Source organism: [Limnothrix rosea] IAM M-220, assembly GCF_001904615.1.
GTDB lineage: Bacteria > Cyanobacteriota > Cyanobacteriia > Cyanobacteriales > MRBY01 > MRBY01.
Map to the genome: position 1 here is coordinate 96,280 of NZ_MRBY01000004.1, position 19,325 is coordinate 115,604.

The 19,325-nt window shown below is 45.5% G+C and carries 18 protein-coding genes and 1 tRNA gene; 8 read left to right on the forward strand and 11 right to left on the reverse strand.

Translation table 11 applies throughout. The features are described from left to right. Window positions 1-30 precede the first annotated feature (30 nt). Entirely contained in the window at window positions 31-870 is an 840-nt protein-coding gene (locus tag NIES208_RS03035; RefSeq protein ID WP_075889579.1) for an SDR family oxidoreductase, read from the forward strand. Window positions 871-878: 8 nt separating this feature from the next. Next, window positions 879-1,709 carry an EI24 domain-containing protein gene (locus tag NIES208_RS03040; RefSeq protein WP_075889581.1) on the forward strand — a complete coding sequence of 277 codons (831 nt, stop codon included), beginning with the start codon at window positions 879-881 and terminating at the stop codon, window positions 1,707-1,709. Here the strand turns inward: NIES208_RS03040 and NIES208_RS03045 are convergent. Both NIES208_RS03045 and NIES208_RS03050 read right to left on the reverse strand, forming a co-directional pair. Then, window positions 1,677-1,997 carry a hypothetical protein gene (locus tag NIES208_RS03045; RefSeq protein WP_075889583.1) on the reverse strand — a complete coding sequence of 107 codons (321 nt, stop codon included), beginning with the start codon at window positions 1,995-1,997 and terminating at the stop codon, window positions 1,677-1,679. The genes NIES208_RS03040 and NIES208_RS03045 overlap by 33 nt on opposite strands. A gap of 249 nt (window positions 1,998-2,246) precedes the next feature. Continuing rightward, on the reverse strand, window positions 2,247-3,071 hold the full coding sequence (locus NIES208_RS03050; RefSeq protein WP_075889585.1) for a carbohydrate ABC transporter permease: 825 nt from the start codon (window positions 3,069-3,071) through the stop codon (window positions 2,247-2,249). Window positions 3,072-3,181: 110 nt separating this feature from the next. On the opposite strand from NIES208_RS03050, the gene NIES208_RS03055 reads away from it, so the two are divergent. Beyond that, a complete protein-coding gene (locus NIES208_RS03055; RefSeq protein WP_075889667.1) occupies window positions 3,182-3,748 on the forward strand; it encodes a Uma2 family endonuclease in 567 nt (188 codons plus the stop codon). A gap of 10 nt (window positions 3,749-3,758) precedes the next feature. Here the strand turns inward: NIES208_RS03055 and thiL are convergent, their stop codons facing one another. Next, window positions 3,759-4,751, reverse strand: coding sequence for a thiamine-phosphate kinase (thiL, locus tag NIES208_RS03060; RefSeq protein WP_075889587.1), 993 nt, complete (start codon window positions 4,749-4,751; stop codon window positions 3,759-3,761). Window positions 4,752-4,861: 110 nt separating this feature from the next. On the opposite strand from thiL, the gene NIES208_RS03065 reads away from it, so the two are divergent. Then, complete coding sequence (locus NIES208_RS03065; RefSeq protein WP_225875234.1) at window positions 4,862-5,473, forward strand: hypothetical protein; 612 nt, start codon at window positions 4,862-4,864, stop codon at window positions 5,471-5,473. 92 nt (window positions 5,474-5,565) lie between these two features. Here NIES208_RS03065 and NIES208_RS03070 read toward each other — a convergent pair whose 3' ends face one another. From NIES208_RS03070 to NIES208_RS03080, 3 genes are all read right to left on the reverse strand, one after another. Then, a complete protein-coding gene (locus NIES208_RS03070; protein WP_075889591.1) occupies window positions 5,566-6,561 on the reverse strand; it encodes a DnaJ C-terminal domain-containing protein in 996 nt (331 codons plus the stop codon). Between the two features lie 164 nt (window positions 6,562-6,725). Beyond that, window positions 6,726-7,310 (reverse strand): Uma2 family endonuclease, encoded by a 585-nt coding sequence (locus NIES208_RS03075; RefSeq protein ID WP_075889593.1) that lies wholly within the window; start codon window positions 7,308-7,310, stop codon window positions 6,726-6,728. Window positions 7,311-7,417: 107 nt separating this feature from the next. Then, window positions 7,418-7,502 (reverse strand) — tRNA-Leu (locus NIES208_RS03080). A 215-nt stretch (window positions 7,503-7,717) separates the two neighbouring features. Between NIES208_RS03080 and gcvP the strand changes: the two genes are divergently transcribed. After that, entirely contained in the window at window positions 7,718-10,615 is a 2,898-nt protein-coding gene (gene gcvP / locus NIES208_RS03090) for an aminomethyl-transferring glycine dehydrogenase (RefSeq protein ID WP_075889597.1), read from the forward strand. Window positions 10,616-10,736: 121 nt separating this feature from the next. Here gcvP and NIES208_RS03095 read toward each other — a convergent pair whose 3' ends face one another. Beyond that, a complete protein-coding gene (locus NIES208_RS03095; protein ID WP_075889599.1) occupies window positions 10,737-11,306 on the reverse strand; it encodes a hypothetical protein in 570 nt (189 codons plus the stop codon). Between the two features lie 73 nt (window positions 11,307-11,379). On the opposite strand from NIES208_RS03095, the gene NIES208_RS03100 reads away from it, so the two are divergent. Next, entirely contained in the window at window positions 11,380-12,726 is a 1,347-nt protein-coding gene (locus tag NIES208_RS03100; protein ID WP_075889601.1) for an anthranilate synthase component I, read from the forward strand. A gap of 60 nt (window positions 12,727-12,786) precedes the next feature. On the opposite strand, the gene folK is transcribed toward NIES208_RS03100, so the two are convergent. The 4 genes from folK to NIES208_RS03120 form a co-directional block, all read right to left on the reverse strand. Then, a complete protein-coding gene (gene folK, locus NIES208_RS03105; RefSeq protein WP_075889603.1) occupies window positions 12,787-13,341 on the reverse strand; it encodes a 2-amino-4-hydroxy-6-hydroxymethyldihydropteridine diphosphokinase in 555 nt (184 codons plus the stop codon). Between the two features lie 8 nt (window positions 13,342-13,349). Beyond that, window positions 13,350-13,718 (reverse strand): dihydroneopterin aldolase, encoded by a 369-nt coding sequence (gene folB / locus NIES208_RS03110; RefSeq protein ID WP_075889605.1) that lies wholly within the window; start codon window positions 13,716-13,718, stop codon window positions 13,350-13,352. Beyond that, complete coding sequence (locus tag NIES208_RS03115; protein WP_075889607.1) at window positions 13,711-14,451, reverse strand: SDR family oxidoreductase; 741 nt, start codon at window positions 14,449-14,451, stop codon at window positions 13,711-13,713. Before NIES208_RS03115 ends, folB begins: the two co-directional genes overlap by 8 nt. A gap of 243 nt (window positions 14,452-14,694) precedes the next feature. Continuing rightward, entirely contained in the window at window positions 14,695-15,024 is a 330-nt protein-coding gene (locus NIES208_RS03120; protein ID WP_075889609.1) for a (2Fe-2S) ferredoxin domain-containing protein, read from the reverse strand. A 201-nt stretch (window positions 15,025-15,225) separates the two neighbouring features. Here NIES208_RS03120 and NIES208_RS03125 point away from each other — a divergent pair, with 201 nt between their 5' ends. Both NIES208_RS03125 and NIES208_RS03130 read left to right on the forward strand, forming a co-directional pair. Further along, entirely contained in the window at window positions 15,226-18,216 is a 2,991-nt protein-coding gene (locus NIES208_RS03125) for an ATP-binding protein (RefSeq protein WP_075889611.1), read from the forward strand. Window positions 18,217-18,761: 545 nt separating this feature from the next. Beyond that, window positions 18,762-19,232 (forward strand): response regulator, encoded by a 471-nt coding sequence (locus NIES208_RS03130; protein WP_075889613.1) that lies wholly within the window; start codon window positions 18,762-18,764, stop codon window positions 19,230-19,232. Window positions 19,233-19,325: the final 93 nt, after the last annotated feature.

Genomic DNA, 19,325 nt, shown 5'->3' on the forward strand with positions numbered 1-19,325 from the left:
CGATATTTTTAGAATTTTACGGTGGTGGATATGACGGGAAAAAAAATTACGATTATTGGGTGCGGTTATGTCGGTCGGGCGATCGCCAAACGGTGGCAGGCAGCGGGATACGAGCTAACAGTCACGACTACAAGTCCCGAAAAAGTTTCCCAGCTCGCGGATTTGGTTCAGCGCGTCAAAATTATTGAAGGTTCTAATCAAGATAGTCTGCGTGAGCTTTGTGAAGGTCAAGACGTTATTTTGCTTAGCGTCGGCTCAAAGGGCGGACGTACCGAAGAAAATTATCGGAAAGCTTATCTCCAAACCGCTCAAAATCTTCGTAACGCTCTCCGCACCAATAGCACCGTTAAACAGGTGATTTACACCAGCAGCTATTCCGTTGTGGGTAACCATAATGGCGCATGGGTAAATGAAGAAACGCCCGACAAACCCATGAATGTTTTTTCTGAAATTCTCAAGGAAACCGAAGAAACACTTATGACTATTCAGACCGGCGATCGCCAAGTCTGTATTTTGCGATTGGGCGGCATCTATGGCGAAGGGCGTGAAATTCTCAAAATTTTCCGGCGATCGATGGGCACAACCAAAGCCGGCAAAGGCGACGAATACGGCAATTGGATTCACCTAGAAGATATTGTGCGGGGTATTAAATTTGCGGAAGAAGAAGGACTTTCAGGTCTCTTTAACCTCGTCTCTGACGAACCAATGCAACGGCGGGAGATGCTAGATCGCCTAGCAAAAAAATATAATTTAGATCCAGTCATTTGGGACGAATCAAAGCCATCGGATCGTGTATTCAATGTGCGCGTTTCCAATAAAAAACTCAGAGATCAAGGCTTTTTGCTCGCCTACCCAACCATTCAGCTCTAGGGAAAATAATGCCATTCGCCGCTTTTAAAGGTGCTAGCTATCCATTCCGCGCCGTCAGAATGTTTTCGCGCCATCCCCATCTTTTGCAGTATCTCGCTATTCCGATGGCAGTTAATATTGTTGTCGGTGTTTTGATCTATGCCTTTTCGCTACGGTGGGCATGGCGAACAGCAGGAGCTGGCTATAACTGGATTGATAATTTTTTTAACGGTTTAATCAGCCGCTTACCCCAATGGTTGCAATGGCTAGACTATGGCGCTCACGCTGTGGCAGTTGTGCTCGGCGCAATTTTTATCGCGGTAATTTTCATTTTGATCGGCGTGATTTTGGTGCAATTTGGAACATTACTCGGTGCACCTTGGTACGGTCAACTTTCAGAACAGATCGAAAAACTACAAACCAGTCGCGTTGAAATTGTTGAAATTGGTATCGTTCGTGATTTGAGCCGCGCCATTCTCTTTGAACTAAAAAAATTAGCATTAACAATTGCTGTCACACCGTTTTTATTTGCGATTAATTTTATTCCGGTGGCGGGTAGCATCATCTCCTCCATTGGCGGCACAACCCTTACACTCACACTGATCTGCCTTGATTTTTTCGATGCGCCTCTAGAACGCCGTCGTCTTCCTTTCCGCCGCAAACTGGGGATTGTTTATCGTGCTTTTCCGGCGAGTGCTGGTTTTGGATTTGTCTGTTTAGCGCTCGTTAGTGTGCCGCTGATTAATCTGATCACGATTCCAATTTGTGTGGCTTCAGGAACGCTCTTTGTCTGCGATCGCCTTTTATCTAAACTGCCACCAGTGGCTTTACCAGACGAAATTCCGCAGGAAACGATGTAAGACCGTTCGACCCGAAATATTGTCGCCATACTCCCCAGAATCATCATAGAGAGCTGTCCAAAACTCTAAAATTTCCGTATCAAAAGCTTCCCGCACTTGATGACGCTCAATAATCACATCGGAGGTGCGATGGAGAGAAATAATAGCCGCCTCCGTCACTAGGCAATGGGGACGAATCCAATAGCTTTGCTGCTTCTCGATAAACTGAATCACAGAACCATAGAGCCTATCCTGCGGTGATTCGAGACAGATAATTTGTTGGGGTGAAAAGTTTGAATGCTGGGACACGGTCTAAATTACAAAGCTTTTCAAGGGTTTTGCAAGTACACGCTAGTTGATGTTGTGACTCGGTATTTTTGGTGAAATATTAAAAAATAATAGCAAGCTCACGGCATGGACGAAAAGTAACGAGCCCAACAGATCTTGATTCTTTAGGGCTTCTAGGGGCAATCGCCACAAGTTTCTGCACCCTCACAGCTACACCGTATATCGGCTTAAAAATTCAGCGTAGATCTAGATCTCATACAGCTTTTTTCTCTAACCTTTCACACCACTACCGCTGTCCGTTGGAATAATGTAGCGTTGCAAAAATCCAAATAAAATCATTACAGGCAGGAGCGAAATAATTGAACCCGCCGCAATCAAACGCCAATCGAGGGAAAATTGACCCGCTAAAGTCGCGACACCGAGGGGCAAAGTATAAAATTCTGGGCGGTCAATCACAATCAACGGCCACAAAAAATCGCTCCAGGAACCGATAAAGACAAAAATTGCGAGGGTGATGAGGGCAGGGCGCACGGCGGGAATCATGATGTGCCACCAAATGCCCAGTTCGGAACAACCGTCAATTCGTCCAGCTTCTTCCAGCTCTTTTGGTACGCCTTGAAAGGCTTGGCGCAACAAGAAAATCCCAAAGGCAGAGGCAAGACTCGGAAAAATAATGCCGAGATATGTATTGCGTAAGCCTAGCTGCACTGTCAGTACATAGAGGGGAATCATGACGATCTGAAAGGGAATCATGATCGTTGAAACGACGGTCGCAAAAATTATGTCTCGCCCTTGAAAGTCTAGGCATGCTAGGGGATAGGCCGCAAGGGCACAAAACAAAAGATTAAAGGCAACGGTCAAGACAGCGATAAACGTGCTATTGAATAAATATTTGCCGAAGGGATGATTTTGCCAGACGGTGACAAAGTTTTCTAGGGTTGGGCTGGCTGGGATTAGCTGGGGTGGAAAGCTAAAAATATTTTCGGTGGGAGATTTTAGGGCGGTACTGAATAGCCACAGCAACGGAAACAGCATCACAAGGGCGATCGCCGCTAAAAGTAGATAGGTTCCAATTAGTTTGAAAGTCTTTGACATTATTACCGTCTGCCCACAACGATTTTTGGCTCCCTTGATTCTGTCACATCGAACGGCGATCGCCTCTATTTTTATCCACTAAACTGAACATATTGAGTCAGCCCAAAACGATGTTTGCAGACAAAGTTCATTGGACAATAAACGATCTCAAAAATTTGCCCGACGATGATGGTTGGACTCGCTATGAAATCATTAATGGAGGATTATTTGTCAGCCGTCTTCCCCATGCTTTTCATCAGATGGCTGCGGGAGAACTCTTGTGCTGTCTAGCAAAATGGACACAAGAGAAAAAGTCTGATAGCACAGTTGTTCTCTCTCCCGGACTACTTTTGTCTCCTGCAGATAGCGTCATCCCTGATTTAGTTTGGATTAAAAACGAGCGGCTTGAAGCTGGACTCAATGGGGATGGTCATCTCACAGTTGCGCCCGAACTAATTGCAGAGGTTCTGTCGGCAGGCGGGGTAAATGAACAGCGGGATCGAGACAGCAAACTTAAGCTCTATTCACGATATGGTGTGCGGGAATATTGGATTGTGGATTGGCGACAAAAAAGTCTCGAAATTTATCGTCGTGACCAAGCCCAACTAAAACTAGTGGCGACATTGTTGGATTCTGATCCGATTACTTCGCCACTGTTGCCAGAGTTTGCAGTGCCACTTGATCAAATTTTCAAATAGTTTTTTGAGCTTAAAAATGTTGAAAGGCTTGTTGCCGTGAAAGGGTTGGCGATCGCCCATCTTTTCGCACTAATTCCACGGTTTTATCGGCGGTAATTTCACCAATGATTTTGCAACCATCACCAAACTTTTTAACTAAATCTTCGGCTGGCGATCGCCCTAAACACAAAACCAATTCAAAATCTTCTCCGCCGTATAATGACCATTCCAAAGCTTTTTCGGGATTCTGGTAGCGAATGAGAGCCTTTGACATTGGGATTTGATTTTCATAAATAACTGCACCAACTTTACTCATTTCACAGAGTTGTAACACCGCATCGGCTAGCCCATCGCTACTGTCCATTCCCGCAAAATTCCGTTCTGTTTCAATGCCATTGAGATAAGTTGAAACGTCTAAACGGGGTATCGGTTTTTGGTGAGCTTGAATCAGAAATTGGCGATCGCCCTCCGTCAAATTCAGCCCTGTTTCCGGTTGTAATAACAGCTCTAAACCTGCCCGTGAATCACCATGAAAACCTGTCACGACAATGACATCGCCTACTTGCGCAGCATTTCGTCGGATTACATTTTTAGCTAAGACTTCTCCAAAAGCGGTGATAGCAATGGTTTTTGTCGGCGATCGCGTCACATCTCCCCCAACTAAAAGTGTGTCATAGGCTTTCAAGCAATCTCCAATTCCTGCGTATAAATCTTGCAACCATGCCAATTCTGTTTCAGGTGGTAAAGATAGCCCAACCGTAATGCCCACAGGCTTTGCGCCCATTGCCGCTAAGTCCGATAAATTGGCCGCCACCGCCCGCCAGCCCGCCATTTTCGCCGGAGTTGTGCGATCGCTGAAATGAATTGTGTCTACTAAAACATCTGTTGTCACGACTAGATTTTTATTGTTTTGCCATGAAATGATCGCACCATCATCACCAATAATTTCTGCCGGACAAAAACGCTGCACAATTTTCAGAATTTCGGGCTCGTGCAAATCACGCAAAGATTTTATGGATTTCATAAAAGCAAAAATGAGCTAGGTTGTGGCATTCGTAAATTTTAACGAGTAGAACCTTTACTCTAGTCTCTGCCCTTTCTAGAATGAACGTAAGAGTAATGGACTATGAAATTATGGGTACAAAAAATAAAGCTGTCACTGCCTATCTTCCGGCTGATATTGAAGCTCTACTGGCAGAGTATTGTTTAGAACACGGATTATCTCGCCAAGGCAAGAAAAGCGGTAAAGAAAAGCCTGCTCTCGGTACAGGTATCGTGGAGGTATTACGCCATTTTTTCGGGACTGCGATGAACGGTAATGGTTCGGGAGCCGTCATCGACAAGGAAGAAATTGAAAAAATTGTCTCGCAAACTTTGCCAAGTAATGTACCTACAGAAGCTTGGGTAAAAGCAGAAATCGAACAGGCGATCGCCGCCCTCAAATCTGAACTTGGTGGTGCTGAAACAACCGTTGAAAGTGCAAATGGCAAGGCGAAAGCAGAACCCAAAAAAACCAAAGCAACGAAAACCGAGAAAACTGAGTCGAAGCCGGCAAAAGCAAAGCTTTTACTAAATCAAGCTGATTTAGCCCGCCGTTTGAGTTCTAACGCCTCCACTTTAAGTCGCCATGAAAAGAAAGGGGAATCACATTTTGCGCAGTGGTCAAAGGCAAAAGATCCCGATGGCTTGGCTTGGCAATTTGATGGAATCCAAGAAAATAGCAAAGTTTTTACGCTGATTAAATAATTCAAGAATCGCGCTTTGTTATTTCTAGGTTTTTTATATTTAGTAGTTGTAATATTCGGGATTTGGCACGAGACTGGGCGATCGCCGCATGATTACAACCGAATGTTTTTTAGGTGCTGACGCGGTTTATAGTCCCCGATTGCCTGTAACTTTTCATAGCATTCTTTTTCAGCAGCAGTAGGATTTTTTGGCACCGTAATTTCAATTTTGACCAACTGATCGGTGCGATCGCCCTTCGGCTTGACCCAACCTTTGCCGCGCAATCGTAGAGATTGACCTGCCTTGATGCCTGCAGGTAATCGCATAGTGACGGAACCATCAGGAGTCGGCACATCAACAGACGTTCCCAAAACTGCTTCTGCTGGGGTAATCGGTAACGTACAAACGAGATTGTCGCCGTCAAATTCAAAAAAGTTGTGGGGGGTGAGTTGGACGATGAGATATAAGTCACCGGGTTGCCCGCCTGTCGGACTGGGAGCGCCCTTACCCTTGACGCGAATCTTTTTACCTGTGGTGACTCCGGGCGGAATTTTAACACTGATTTTTTCTGAGCCAAGGCTAAGGAGTTTTTCTACGCCTCGAAAAGCCTCGGCGAAAGTGAGCTGAATATTCGCTTCGCGGTTAGCTCCGGTAGTCGGTCTTGCGCCTGCTGCTCCGGTATTAAAGCCAAAATCGCTGTAGTAGCCGCTATTCGCAGAGCGGGAATAACCACCCGGCGATCGCCCACCACCGCGACCTAATAAATCACTAATAAATTCTTCAAAGCTACCGAAATCACCGAAGTCGAAATTATTAAAATCGACATTCACCCCAGCGCCATAGGGGTTACCGCCGCCGCGACTACCAGCACTAGCTGCCTGCTGCCAATATTGCCCAAACTGGTCGTATTTCTGGCGCTTTTCCGTATCCGATAGAACTTCGTAGGCCTCACTAATTTCTTTGAATTTTTCTTCTGCGACGGTATCGCCGGGGTTGCGGTCGGGGTGATATTTGAGAGCAAGTTTGCGAAACTTTTTCTTGATCTCGTCGGCAGAGGCACTTTTGCCCACTCCAAGAATGGAATAATAATCTTTGAAGTCTGCTGCCATCGCAGTTTCACCTCCGGATGCAGGTTGGTATCGTCCCTTTCAGAATACCAAATCTGTCTATCTCTATCAGTACTAGATATCCGTATCTTTTTAGATTTGCCAACTGGACGGCGATCGCCACTTAATTCATCTGAAACTAATCTAAATCCTTTGAAAGTCTGTGCTTACGGGAGAACTTGCTGTGTAGAAAAAGCTATTTCAATCTCTGCGTTAAGACTAATTTGTACGGCTTCTTCAAATCCAAAAACTAGCTCTGAAGCATAAATCAATTGACTAGATTCAGGCTGTGAAAACACCTCGATTTTATTGTCTACAAGATTAAGAATCCAATAATTTTGGATATTGTGACGGGCATATAGTTCCTTCTTAATTTGGCGATCGCGACCCAATGTAGAGTCCGAAACTTCCACAATCAAAACAATATTTTCGGCTTGGGGATGACCTTCCAAATAGTCCCTTGTCTCGCCCTGAATAACCATTACGTCAGGCTCAGGCTCGCTATCACTAAGGGTTATTGGTTCTTGGGAATCAACATAATATCCTTTTGGAATTGAGTTTTCTAAAAGAGTTCTAAGTAGTTTCGTTGCAACACGGTGGCGTGGATTTTTTGGCATCTTTTCAACTAGCCAACCGTTAATCAATTCAACTGGATCATCTTCTGTCAAAATTCCAGCTTGAATCATGGCATGGTATTGCGCCACACTAAGTCTGAGGATTGGTTCTGTCGGAACTGGAAACGTACTGACCATAAAACCAACGGCAATTATTTTTTCATTCTATCCTTCTTACGCTGGCAAAAAGTACAGCAAAGGCTCACCTCTTATTTCTGCATAATGCTGCTTGTTTGTTTAAATTATGGGGGTAGAGAGACTTGAACTCTCACGACCTATAACAGTCAACGGATTTTAAGTCCGCAGCGTCTACCATTCCGCCACACCCCCGTTTGGGCACTCTTACAATCTAATCACAGTTTTTTTGATCCAGCAAGTCACAAACTTTTGTTACGTGATCATAATCGTGAAAAGCGGCGAAAAACCCATAGAAATCGCCAAAATTCCAGTAGGTAAAGATTAATATATCCTTCGCTATAGAGTCTGAGTGTTGCGTTTCGTTAATAATATGATCAGTCCTAATCCTGTAATTTTCCGGTGATCCCATGGTCAATCTGCAACAACTTCCCACTTTGCCAGCTACCCCGAAAAATGAATCATTTATTCGTCGCCATATCGGGATTAGCGATGAAGCCGCCACGAAGATGTTGGCATTCCTTGGGTTTGACTCCCTCGAAGATCTCATTAGCCAGACTGTGCCTGATGTGATTCGCCAAAAGTTAGAGTTGGGTTTGCCCCATGCCCGCACTGAAGTGAAAGCCCTTGCAGACCTAGAGGCGATCGCCTCCCAAAATAAAGTCTTTAAAAATTTGATTGGCATGGGCTATTACGATTGCGTCACGCCGCCCGTAATTCAGCGGAATGTTTTAGAAAATCCCGGTTGGTATACCGCCTATACGCCTTACCAAGCGGAAATTGCCCAAGGTCGTTTGGAAGCGCTTTTAAATTTCCAGACCATGGTGATTGAGCTAACGGGTTTAGAAATTGCCAATGCTTCTTTGCTTGATGAGGGAACTGCCGCCGCCGAAGCGATGAGCATGAGCTATGGCCTCTGCAAAAAGAAAACGGCTAATACTTTTTTCGTATCGGAGCTGTGCCATCCCCAAACCATTGAAGTGGTTCTCACCCGCGCCATTCCCCTCGATATCAATGTGGTGGTGGGCAGTCACGAAACTTTTGAAGTTACGGAGGATGTTTTTGGCGCGTTGTTGCAATATCCGGCGACCAATGGCGACCTTTACGATTACACCGACTTTATCGGGAAAGTCCACGGGCAAAAGGCTTTTGCGACAGTAGCAACAGATTTGATGAGTCTATGTCTGCTAAAAACGCCCGGCGAAATGGGTGCAGATATTGCCGTGGGAACCAGCCAAAGATTTGGTGTGCCCTTGGGTTATGGTGGCCCCCATGCGGCATTTTTTGCGACGAAGGATCAGTTTAAGCGCCAAATCCCCGGCAGAATTGTGGGTGTCTCAAAAGATGTCCACGGCAAGCCCGCTCTACGTTTAGCGCTGCAAACCCGCGAACAACATATCCGTCGCGACAAAGCCACCAGTAATATTTGTACGGCGCAGGTGCTCCTCGCGGTAATGGCATCAATGTATGGGGTTTATCACGGTGCGGAAGGTCTAAAGGCGATCGCCTCTTCTATCCATCAACTCACCCAGACTTGTGCCAAAGGTCTAGAAAAGCTCGGTTTTAAACTGAGTTCGACAAGTACTTTCGATACGATTCAGGTGGTCGCAACGTTAGAACAAGCCGTAACCATCCGCGAGAAAGCCGAAGTAGCAGAATATAATTTCCGCTATTTCGATGACGGCAAAGTCGGTATTAGTTTTGATGAAACTTGTACAACTGAAGATGTAAAAGCAATTTGGGGATTCTTTGCCGATCAAGAAAAGTTGCCTTTTACCCTAGAGCAAATCGAGCGGGAAGCAGACCTTGAAATTCCGGCTAGTTTACAGCGTACCAGTGCATTTTTGACCGACCCTGTTTTTAATACCCACCGTTCTGAAACTGAGCTTTTACGGTATATCCATCACCTGCAAAGTAAAGACCTTTCGCTCACAACTTCCATGATTCCGTTGGGTTCTTGCACGATGAAACTCAATGCCACAGCGGAGATGATTCCCGTGACTTGGGCAAGTTTTGGTAAGATTCACCCCTTTGCCCCTCGCAGTCAAACGGTTGGCTACAAAGAAATGTGTGATCAGCTTGAAGGTTGGCTCGCGGAGATCACAGGTTTTGCGGGGGTTTCCCTCCAACCCAATGCCGGTTCCCAAGGGGAATATGCAGGTCTGCAAGTGATTCGTCAATTTCATATTAAAAACGGCGATCGCCAACGAAATATTTGTCTAATTCCAGAATCCGCCCATGGTACAAACCCCGCCAGCGCAGTGATGTGCGGCTTTAAAGTTGTGCCCGTGAAATGTTGCGGTAGCAAAGGCGATATTGAAATTGAAGACCTTAAAGCAAAGGCAGAAAAATATCAAGATCAGTTGGCCGCGCTAATGGTGACCTATCCTTCCACCCACGGCGTTTTTGAGGAAGGAATCAAAGAAATTTGCGAGGTGATTCACAGTCACGGCGGTCAAGTTTATCTCGATGGCGCGAATATGAATGCCTTGGTGGGGGTTTGTCGTCCCGGTGATTTTGGCGCGGATGTTTGCCATTTAAATTTACACAAAACCTTCTGTATTCCCCACGGTGGCGGTGGCCCCGGCGTTGGCCCCATTGGTGTCGCGGCGCATTTAGTGCCCTATCTCCCCAAAACTGAACTCCCCGAAAATGAGACTAATATTGGCTTTATCTCGGCGGCTCCCTTTGGTAGTGCCAGCATTCTGCCTATCTCATGGATGTACATCGCCATGATGGGTTCTGAGGGGTTAACAAAGGCGACGAAAATTGCGATTCTCAGCGCAAACTATATGGCGAAACGCTTGGATGATTATTATCCGGTGCTGTTTAAAGGGGCGAATGGTTGCGTTGCCCACGAGTGCATTATCGACCTGCGTCAGATGCGAAAATCGGCGGACATTACCGTTGAAGACATCGCGAAACGTTTGATGGATTATGGTTTCCATGCGCCAACTATTTCTTGGCCTGTGGCTGGCACCATGATGATCGAACCGACGGAAAGCGAGTCCTTGGCGGAACTTGATCGTTTCTGTGATGCGATGATTGCGATTCGAGAAGAGGTGAAGCAAATTGAATCGGGAGCAATTGCGAAAGATGACAACCCGGTTAAAAATGCGCCCCACACAGCAGAATCTTTAATTTGTGGCGAGTGGGAGCATCCCTACTCCCGTGAAGTGGCGGCTTATCCTGCGCCTTGGCTCAAAGACTCTAAATTCTGGGCTGCGGTTGGCAGAATTGATAATGCCTTCGGCGATCGCCACCTAGTCTGTTCCTGTGAAGGAATGGATGCTTATCAAGATGAGTAATGCTGTTGTCAAAAGTCTTGATGACAAAGATGAGGCGATCGCCACACTCCTGAATGACGACCGAGAAATCCTTGGGTTTCTCGACGAGTAGAAAGGGCGATCGCCATGACATTAATGAGTTTTAGCGGAAGATAAAAAATCGAAAATAGGCGAATACATAAACTAAATCAATGGCCAAAACCAAACCTTGGGTAAATTTATTTTTAAGGAGAGCTAGGGCAAAGGGGGTGGCGATCGCCACAAAGGCCAGCTCAAAACCAGCGACGATACGGGCATGGTGATTGATATCCCAGTAGGACAATGGACTAATAAATTTATAATTAGTGAGTGGAAAAAAGTGGCGGTGTGCGTCGTCGTTATGAACCGGTAGATCCAGCAGCGAATGTCCAATCATACTGGCGAAAAAGGCAATCCCAATGTGCCACTGAAAATAGATGCTCAGGCATAGTCCGGCGATCGCCACCGGGAAAGAATGGCCCAGACTCACCCAAAATTGCACAGGCGCAGAAAAATAAGCCTCTGACCAAATCTGCTGTTCTGGCATCTTGTAGATCCATTTCGCTACAAAGTAAAAAATAAAAATTGGGGCATCCGGCAAAATTGCTCCCAGCGTTAGGGCAACATTGGCGTTCGGAGCAATGGTTTTACCCAACAAGGCGAGATTGATCACGTAATGGCTCGGTGTATTCATGGCGACAGGCTAGGTAAAAAAATATGTCAAAATCCTAGCAGTCCTTTGTTTATTTTTTCTTTAGGTTTTATCTATGTGGCACTGGCGCTCCCAGCCCCTCGCGGCACGGACTGGCTCCGAAATTTTTGCCAAGCTTTACGGACATGAGGCGATCGCCACCCTTCTCGAAAGCCCTTACCCCAGCGTTTTACCCAAATTATCGCGGTTTTCCATTTGCGCCGGACAACCATCGGGAGAAATTTTAACACCGGCAATGGGCAAGATTTTGTCCACCTTGCGGGAATTATTAGCAAAAAAATCAAAACCACAGGCTGCAGTGGCACATTTACCCTTTACGGGCGGCTACCTCGGTTGGCTAGGCTATGACTTGGCATGGGAAATTGAAACCTTGCCCGAAAAAAATCACGATGAGTTGCCCTTTCCCGTCGCCTATTGGTATCAGCCCGAATCCTTTGCCGTACTAGATCATCAGGCACAAATACTTTGGCTCGCGGCACTCAACCCAGCATTACTCGACACATTAGAAACTCGACTTCAAAAAACGGCTCCTTCTACCTCTGAAACGCCGAAACAAAAAACCTTTCCCCTCACATTTCTCAGCGATCGCCAAGCCTATACGGCTGCAGTGACCCAAGCAAAAAAACATATCCAAGCCGGAGATATTTTCCAGACCAACTTATCCCTACGATTTCAGACCAAAACAGAAACGAGCGGTTGGGATATTTACCAAAAACTCCACCAAATCAATCCTTCACCCTTCGCCAGCTATTGGCGATCGCCCTGGGGAGAGATGATGAGCTGTTCGCCGGAGCGGTTAGTTCAGAAAATTGGCAATACAGTTCAAACAAGACCCATCGGCGGCACAAGACCCAGAGGTGCCACCTTAGCAGAGGACAAAGCCCTCGGACAAGAACTATCCCGTAATATCAAAGAACGCGCTGAACATACCATGCTGGTAGACTTGGAGCGCAACGACCTAGGACGCGCCTGCGAGTGGGGAACCGTCGAAGTTGATGAACAATTTATCCTTGAACATTACAGCCATGTCATTCATTTAGTGAGCAATATTCAAGGCAAACTCGACCCCGCCCAAGACGAAGCTGACCTCATTCGAGGGATGTTTCCCGGTGGCACTATTACAGGCTGTCCGAAGGTGCGCTGTATGGAAATTATTGAAGAGCTAGAACCTGTGCGCCGCAGCTTATTTTATGGTTCCTGTGGTTATCTCGACCAGCGGGGTAACCTTGATTTGAATATTTTAATTCGGACATTGTTACTGGTAAAAAATGACGGCGATCGCCCAGCGGCAGTTTATGGACAAGTGGGGGCAGGCATCGTGGCAGATAGTCAACCCGAAAAAGAATGGCTCGAATCCCTCCAAAAAGCAAAAGCCCAAATCCAAGCACTCCAGGGCGAATAAAGTCATGATTTAGGCAGAGGGATTTTCCACCAATCAAACCGCACCAAACATTGGGAAAAATTATGCGGCGATCGCCAAAATTTTAGCCCGCAAAACATCATCTTCCCGGAAGCCCTTTTCCGTAGCATAGAACCTTTCAAGGAGAGGCTCTAACACTTGCTGCAAAAGTTGCGATGTATCTGGCAAGATCAAATCTGGCGCAATATCAACAACACCTTGGGCAAGGAACCACCGCTTTCGAAGATCCGGGTCAGGAATTTGTAAATTATCCTGCTGGATCACATCATGATTAAACAGCAAAATATCAAGATCAATAGGACGAGGCGCATACTTATCAGCAGTACGTACCCGACCAAGCTTTGCCTCGATTCCCCGCAACACCTCAAATTTCAAAGATTCTGCCTCCAAATCAGTTTCCACGAGGGCAACACAATTGATGTAGTAAGGCAACTCCTTAGAGGGCGGCTGATCTGGCGCTGGAATCGCATCCGTCACAAAACATCGAGACACCGCCAAAATCCGACAATAGTCCATGAGCTGTTCCATGGCCGCAAAAATATTCCCTTCCGGTTGAATATTCGAGGCAACACTAAGATAGACACGATGACGAGCCATAATTTTTTTTAACCCTGACGTTCTCTGAAAATCGTGACGGCCGAAGCCTTCGCAAAACGTAGCGCACCGGGTTTATCAATGGTGACCTCGACTTTTTCCACTAGCGGATCCGTAAAGGCAATGTCCGCCACAACCTGCGCCATTTTTTCGATGAGGCCATAGCTCGACGGTTCAATCGCTGCCAAGATCGCCTTGGTGATGCGTTTGTAATCGACCGTGTCATCTATGCTATCGGTTTGTCCCGCTTTGGTGAGGTCAGCGAACATGACGACATTAATCACCACATCCTGTTTTTTAGTGCGCTCTTCGGGAAAGATGCCGATAATGCACCGAATTAAAAGATCGCGAATATAGATTTTATCGAGGGTTTTAGACATAAAAATTTTCTCCGAGGTGGAAACCACCATCAACACAGATTACTTGACCGGTAATAAAGTCATTTTTGAGGTAGAACAATACAGTTTGCACGACATTGTCTGGGCTGCCAAATCGCTTTAGGGGCGTTTTTGCCGTAACCGCAGCTTCTCGCTCATCGTCGTTGGAATTCACCGGGGGCAGTACTGGGCCGGGGGCGATCCCATTGACTCGGACATGGGGAGCTAGTTCCCACGCCAGCATTTTCGTTAGGCTATGGAGCATTTTTTTACTGAGGTGGTAAGGCACATGCTCGTGGTCGTAGCCATAAATTCGAGTATCTAAAAAATTGATTACATTTCCTGCTTTTGACTCTTGATCAAAAAATGCTTTGGTGAGCACAAAGGGTTGGAAAGCATGAACCTGAATATTGCTCCAGAGATTCTCGGCATTAAGGGAAAATAAGCTTTCTTTGTTGAACATGGAGGCGTTGTTAATCAAGATATCAAGCTGTGGTGTTGTTGCTTTGATGGTTTTGATCATGGCTGCCACGCTGTCTGGATCTAGTAGATCTGCTTGGACAAGATCTACGGCAACGGGAAATTCTGCGAGTTCTGCTTTTAAGGCTTCGGCGGCATCTGCTGAGGAACGGTAATGAATGATTAGGTTAACTCCTTCTGCTGCTAGGGCGCGGGCGATCGCCGCACCAATTCGCTTCGCTCCCCCAGTAATGAGTGCTGTTTGTTGGCTGATCATGGATACCTTGAATTAGTATGTTACAAAATTTAATCTATTCATTACATGCTGGTCAAAGGTTCTCTGGCTGGGCTTGTGCTTTAGTCTGGATAGAAACTCTTGGGGTGATTGGGATTGGGCGGGATGGGGAGATGGACATGTTGGTGGTGTGCTTTCCTTGGGCAGGGATAGACCGTGTGGCAAAAAGAGCACAAGACAGATGATTAAGTTTTAAGTTAGTAATCGGGCTTCGATGGGGGGTTACTAATAGTGACTGTAGCGATGAATGCGAGGATTGAGTTTCTCGGCTACGACTGTTCCTTGGCGTAATGCCTGACAAATGGCGGGAACATCATCGGGGGAGACGCGATAATACCAAGTTTCGTCGGGGACAACTCTCACGGTCGGGGCAACGCTACATTGACCTTGGCAGCCGACGGGATAGGCATAGCAGTTGTTTGGTAGTGATTCTGCTTGAAATTTTTCTAGTACTTCAGCGGATTGTTTTGCGGCGCAGGATGTATTTTGGCACACAAGGATATGGCGATCGCTGTCATGGAGAGGATTATTGATTTCGATAATTGGCTTAGGCATAGTAGAGAGGCAATCAGCCCACAGTAAAATTGCAAGGATTAAGCTGTTATTTCATTGTAAATCTTGCCAGCAGGGAATTTGCATCCATCAGATCTGGGCATTTATTGGGCGAAATAGGGCGATGTTACGGTGGAATAGGTTACAACGGTAGGCATATTGCCTCCATGGACAGGTCATTTGTGTAGGTTTGACGAAAAAGGAATGACCGAAACGACTTTAGTAGTAGCGTTAATTGGTGAGAAAGCTGGGCGATCGCCGATTATTTCCCATTTGGAAAAAATGCAACCCTGGCAAATCTCATGGCGGTGGTCAGCCCAACTGCCGGAAGACACAACGCCCTTTGATATCGGCATTATCTATACGGTGACGGCGAACCTAGAACCGCAAATTGCAAACATAAAATTACCCCTCATTCTCATCACAGACCCAGAAGATGAGATTTCTGCGCAATCATCAACCCTTGAGAAAATTCCCCGCCATCAACTCAATACCTTTGCCCTGAAAATAACGATTCGACTCCTCCTCCAAACTTCTCAAAATCCTAAAAAAACGAACGAAGCGACTACTCACTCAATACCAGAAGATATTGTGATTTCCCTATCGCCAGAGGGTAAAATCCGCAGCTGGAATCAAGGGGCCGTCGATTTCTTTGGTTATCACAGTGAAGATGTTTGTGGTGATGATTATGTCACTTTGTTTGTTGCGCCCGGCGATCGCCCGACCTTTCGTCAACAACTTCAAGTCGCTTTACAGGACATTGCCGTTGTGAATTATCAACATACCGTCATTACACACAATGCAATACCCTTTACCCTAAGCGGACAGCTTAAGCCCCTCAAACAAAAAGAGTCCCAACAGATCAAAGAAATTCTTTGCACTAATCGCCCGAATGCGATCTGTGCCCTCAATGGGACGGAAGGGACAAACCCTCAAACCCAAACCCTCACCATTTCACAATATTCAAATTCACAATATTCAAATTCACAATATTCAAATTCACCTCACCCCGTAGCGAGGGATCACCAAGAACAAATTCACTTCACGCAAACACTGGCACAATTTTCCCGCGTCCTATCGAACCCCGACTCTACCTCGACCTTGTCCACCGCTTTAGGCCTATTTGGTAAAACCCTAGGCGTTCAACGGGTAACTATTCTCAAATGGCATCATCGTGACCAATGTGAAGCTTACCCGCCTGTGGTTGTAGAACAATGGTCGGCGGATCAATCACCCCCTTGCCACGAAAAGTTAATGCATATTCCCTTAGCATATTGGGGAGCTTTATTAAAAGATTCGCAACCGACGAATATCTACAATCGCGATGATGTGCCAGATTTAGCGGCGCAGCTAGCAGATCTAAATATTGCGTCTTTAATAGCATTTCCGATTAAAGATACGGTGGGGCAATTGTGGGGCTATTTGATTTTTTCCGGCGATCGCCCAGTGGCCAGACCCTACTCAACCTTTGTGCGCCAGACATTACAAATGGCGACAGAACTCATTCACCATTACCTACAACGCATCTTTGCCCAGCGAGAATTAGAAGCCTCTGAAACCCTATATTCCGGAATTGTTTTGCACTCGGCAGAGGCCATTTTTCTGTTGAGAGTAGACAAAGCCCAAGATTTTGTCTTTGAAATGGTTAACCCGACCTATTGCGAATTAGTCAACTTCTATACCCACCAAATTATTGGGAAAACACCCAAGGATATTTTTTCGGCACCCGTGGCAGCACAAATTTTAAAATCTTGCCGTACTTGCTTAAAAGTTGGCGAGGCAATTTTTACGGAAGAGACATTACCTTTGCCCCACGGTGAACGAATTTGGCGGACGAGTTTTGTGCCCATTCGCGATCGCCAAGGACGCATCACCCATGTACAAGGTAGTAGTCGCGATATTACCGAAGAACGTCAGCTGGAATATTCAAAAATCAGTCAAACCCGCCACCGTCACTTACTCACCTCCCTGACCCTCAGGGTGCTCGAATCTTGGCAAACGGACAAAATGCTGGCGACGACCGTTACAGAGTTACGCAATGCTCTCAATGTAGATCGTGTTATTTTCTTTGAGCTACAGGATCAAAAGTCTGGGATCGTTATTCACGAAGCGGCGATCGCCACAGTGCCGAAAATGATCAATCAAAGCTTTGCCATTGAAGCCTTTGATCGAGGCGACTTTAGAATATTTCAGCAGGGAGAAATCCAAACCTGTATTGACGTTATTGCCGAAAAATTTCCCACTGCCCACCATCAACTACTCAGCAACTATGCCGTAAAAACCTACGCCGTTTTACCCGTGATTAGCGCCATGAAACTGGATGCCAACGGTGAACCTTCCCTGAAAGGTTTACTCTGCATTCAACAATGTCATCACAAAAAAATCTGGACAGCCGATGAACTACATTTTTTCCGGCAACTCACCAACCAAATTTCCATTGCCCTTAATCAGGCCGAATTACTACGCCAACAAAAGCACTACACGAAAGAATTAGCACGCTCCAATAAAGAACTAGAACAATTCGCCTATATTGCCTCCCACGATTTACAAGAACCCCTACAAATAGTCTCTAACTATGCGCAACTCTTGGAAAAAAGAAGCGCTCCCAATTTAGATGAACGTTCCCTACGCTACATTTTTCACATCGTCGAAGAAACGAAAAGAATGCAGCAGCAAATCCAAGATCTATTGCAATATTCCCGTTTAAATACACGCAAAAAAACGTTCCAGCTGGTTAATCTCAAGTGTCCCCTAAAACAGGCGATCGCCAACCTTCAGATCAAGATCAAAAATAGCCAAGCCCAAATTACTCTGCCACAAACTTTTCCCGAAATTTACGGCGATCAGTCGAACCTCCAAAACCTTTGGCAAAACCTACTGAGTAATGCCCTTAAATACAGATCTAAAAACCCACCAAAAATCACGATTACAATAGAGAAAAGCGAAGACAAATGGCTCTGCAAAGTCCAAGACAACGGCATTGGCATTGACCCACAACATCAAGGGCGCATCTTTCAACTATTTCAGCGTCTCCATACCCAAGAAGAATATCCCGGTACAGGCATTGGACTGGCCATTTGCCAAAGAATTGTCCAGCAGCATGATGGCAAGATTTGGCTTGATTCTGACGTAAGACAAGGCTCAACTTTTATCTTTACCTTACCAGCGATAAATTCCGCCAAAATACTGAGATAAGCCACTTGTTTTCAGTCAAATAGCATAGGTAAACACACAGGAATTTGTGCGATGATCAAAGGTAAGTAGATACAAAATACTTAACGTGAGTTTTGCTTAAGCATGCTCGGAAGTACGACGCGGTGAATGGGAAAGCGAGAGATCGGGAGATGTTTCTATGCAAACAATCNTACTAGCTTTCAAAAAATGCAAATTTTCGTTGCTTCCCCGTGTCTCTTTTTCTCTCTCCGTGTCTCTTTTTCTCTCTCCGTGTCTCTTTTTCTCTAGAGAATTTTGGCTACATGCTTAGCCATAACTGACGTTACCTACATCATTTTTTGGTTCTCGTAAAGTGGATGTTCCAGAAATTTCTGATCTCTGACTATAACCCTAAAGTTCCGGAAGGAGACCCTCCGTTGTAGCGAAAATACTATGGCATTGCTGACTGGGGTTGTTGTGATTTGCACGACAATACTTTTGATTTTTACTGTTTTGTCTAACCCCTACACTCCTTGTCAAATAACAGTATTTTGCCCCAATCTGAATTTTTTTTGATTTTAGCCTGAATGAAAAATGCCCCCCGCTATGCACCAAGTCCTCAGATGACTGTCCTTGTCATTGAAGACCAAATGGGTTATCGGGAACTGATCTGCGAGGCGATCGCCGATTTATTTTTAGATGTGATGATTTGGTCTGCCAAAGATGGACAAGACGCATGGGATTTACTGACCTCATCCCTAGATATCGATGATGCAAAAAAATGTCATCCAGACCTCGTAATTACAGACCTAAATATGCCTAGAAGTTCTGGCTTAGATTTTCTAAAACGCCTTAGAAAAACCGAATACTTTAAAACTATACCCGTTATCATTTTTAGTACATCAAAAGACGAATTTGACATTGTCAGCTGTTATGAAGCCCAAGCAAACTGTTTTGTCACAAAACCAGCAGACATCGATACATTTTTTGAAGTCGTGCAAAGTATCGTCAAATTTTGGTTTGGTATTGCGACGCTACCCACAAAAATCATCATTTAAATTTAAATACTTTCTAAGAACATTCTAGGATGCTAAAGTCTTCCATTGATCAAAACCAAAAACAAGACTTAAATGCCCAGACCTTAAACTAGA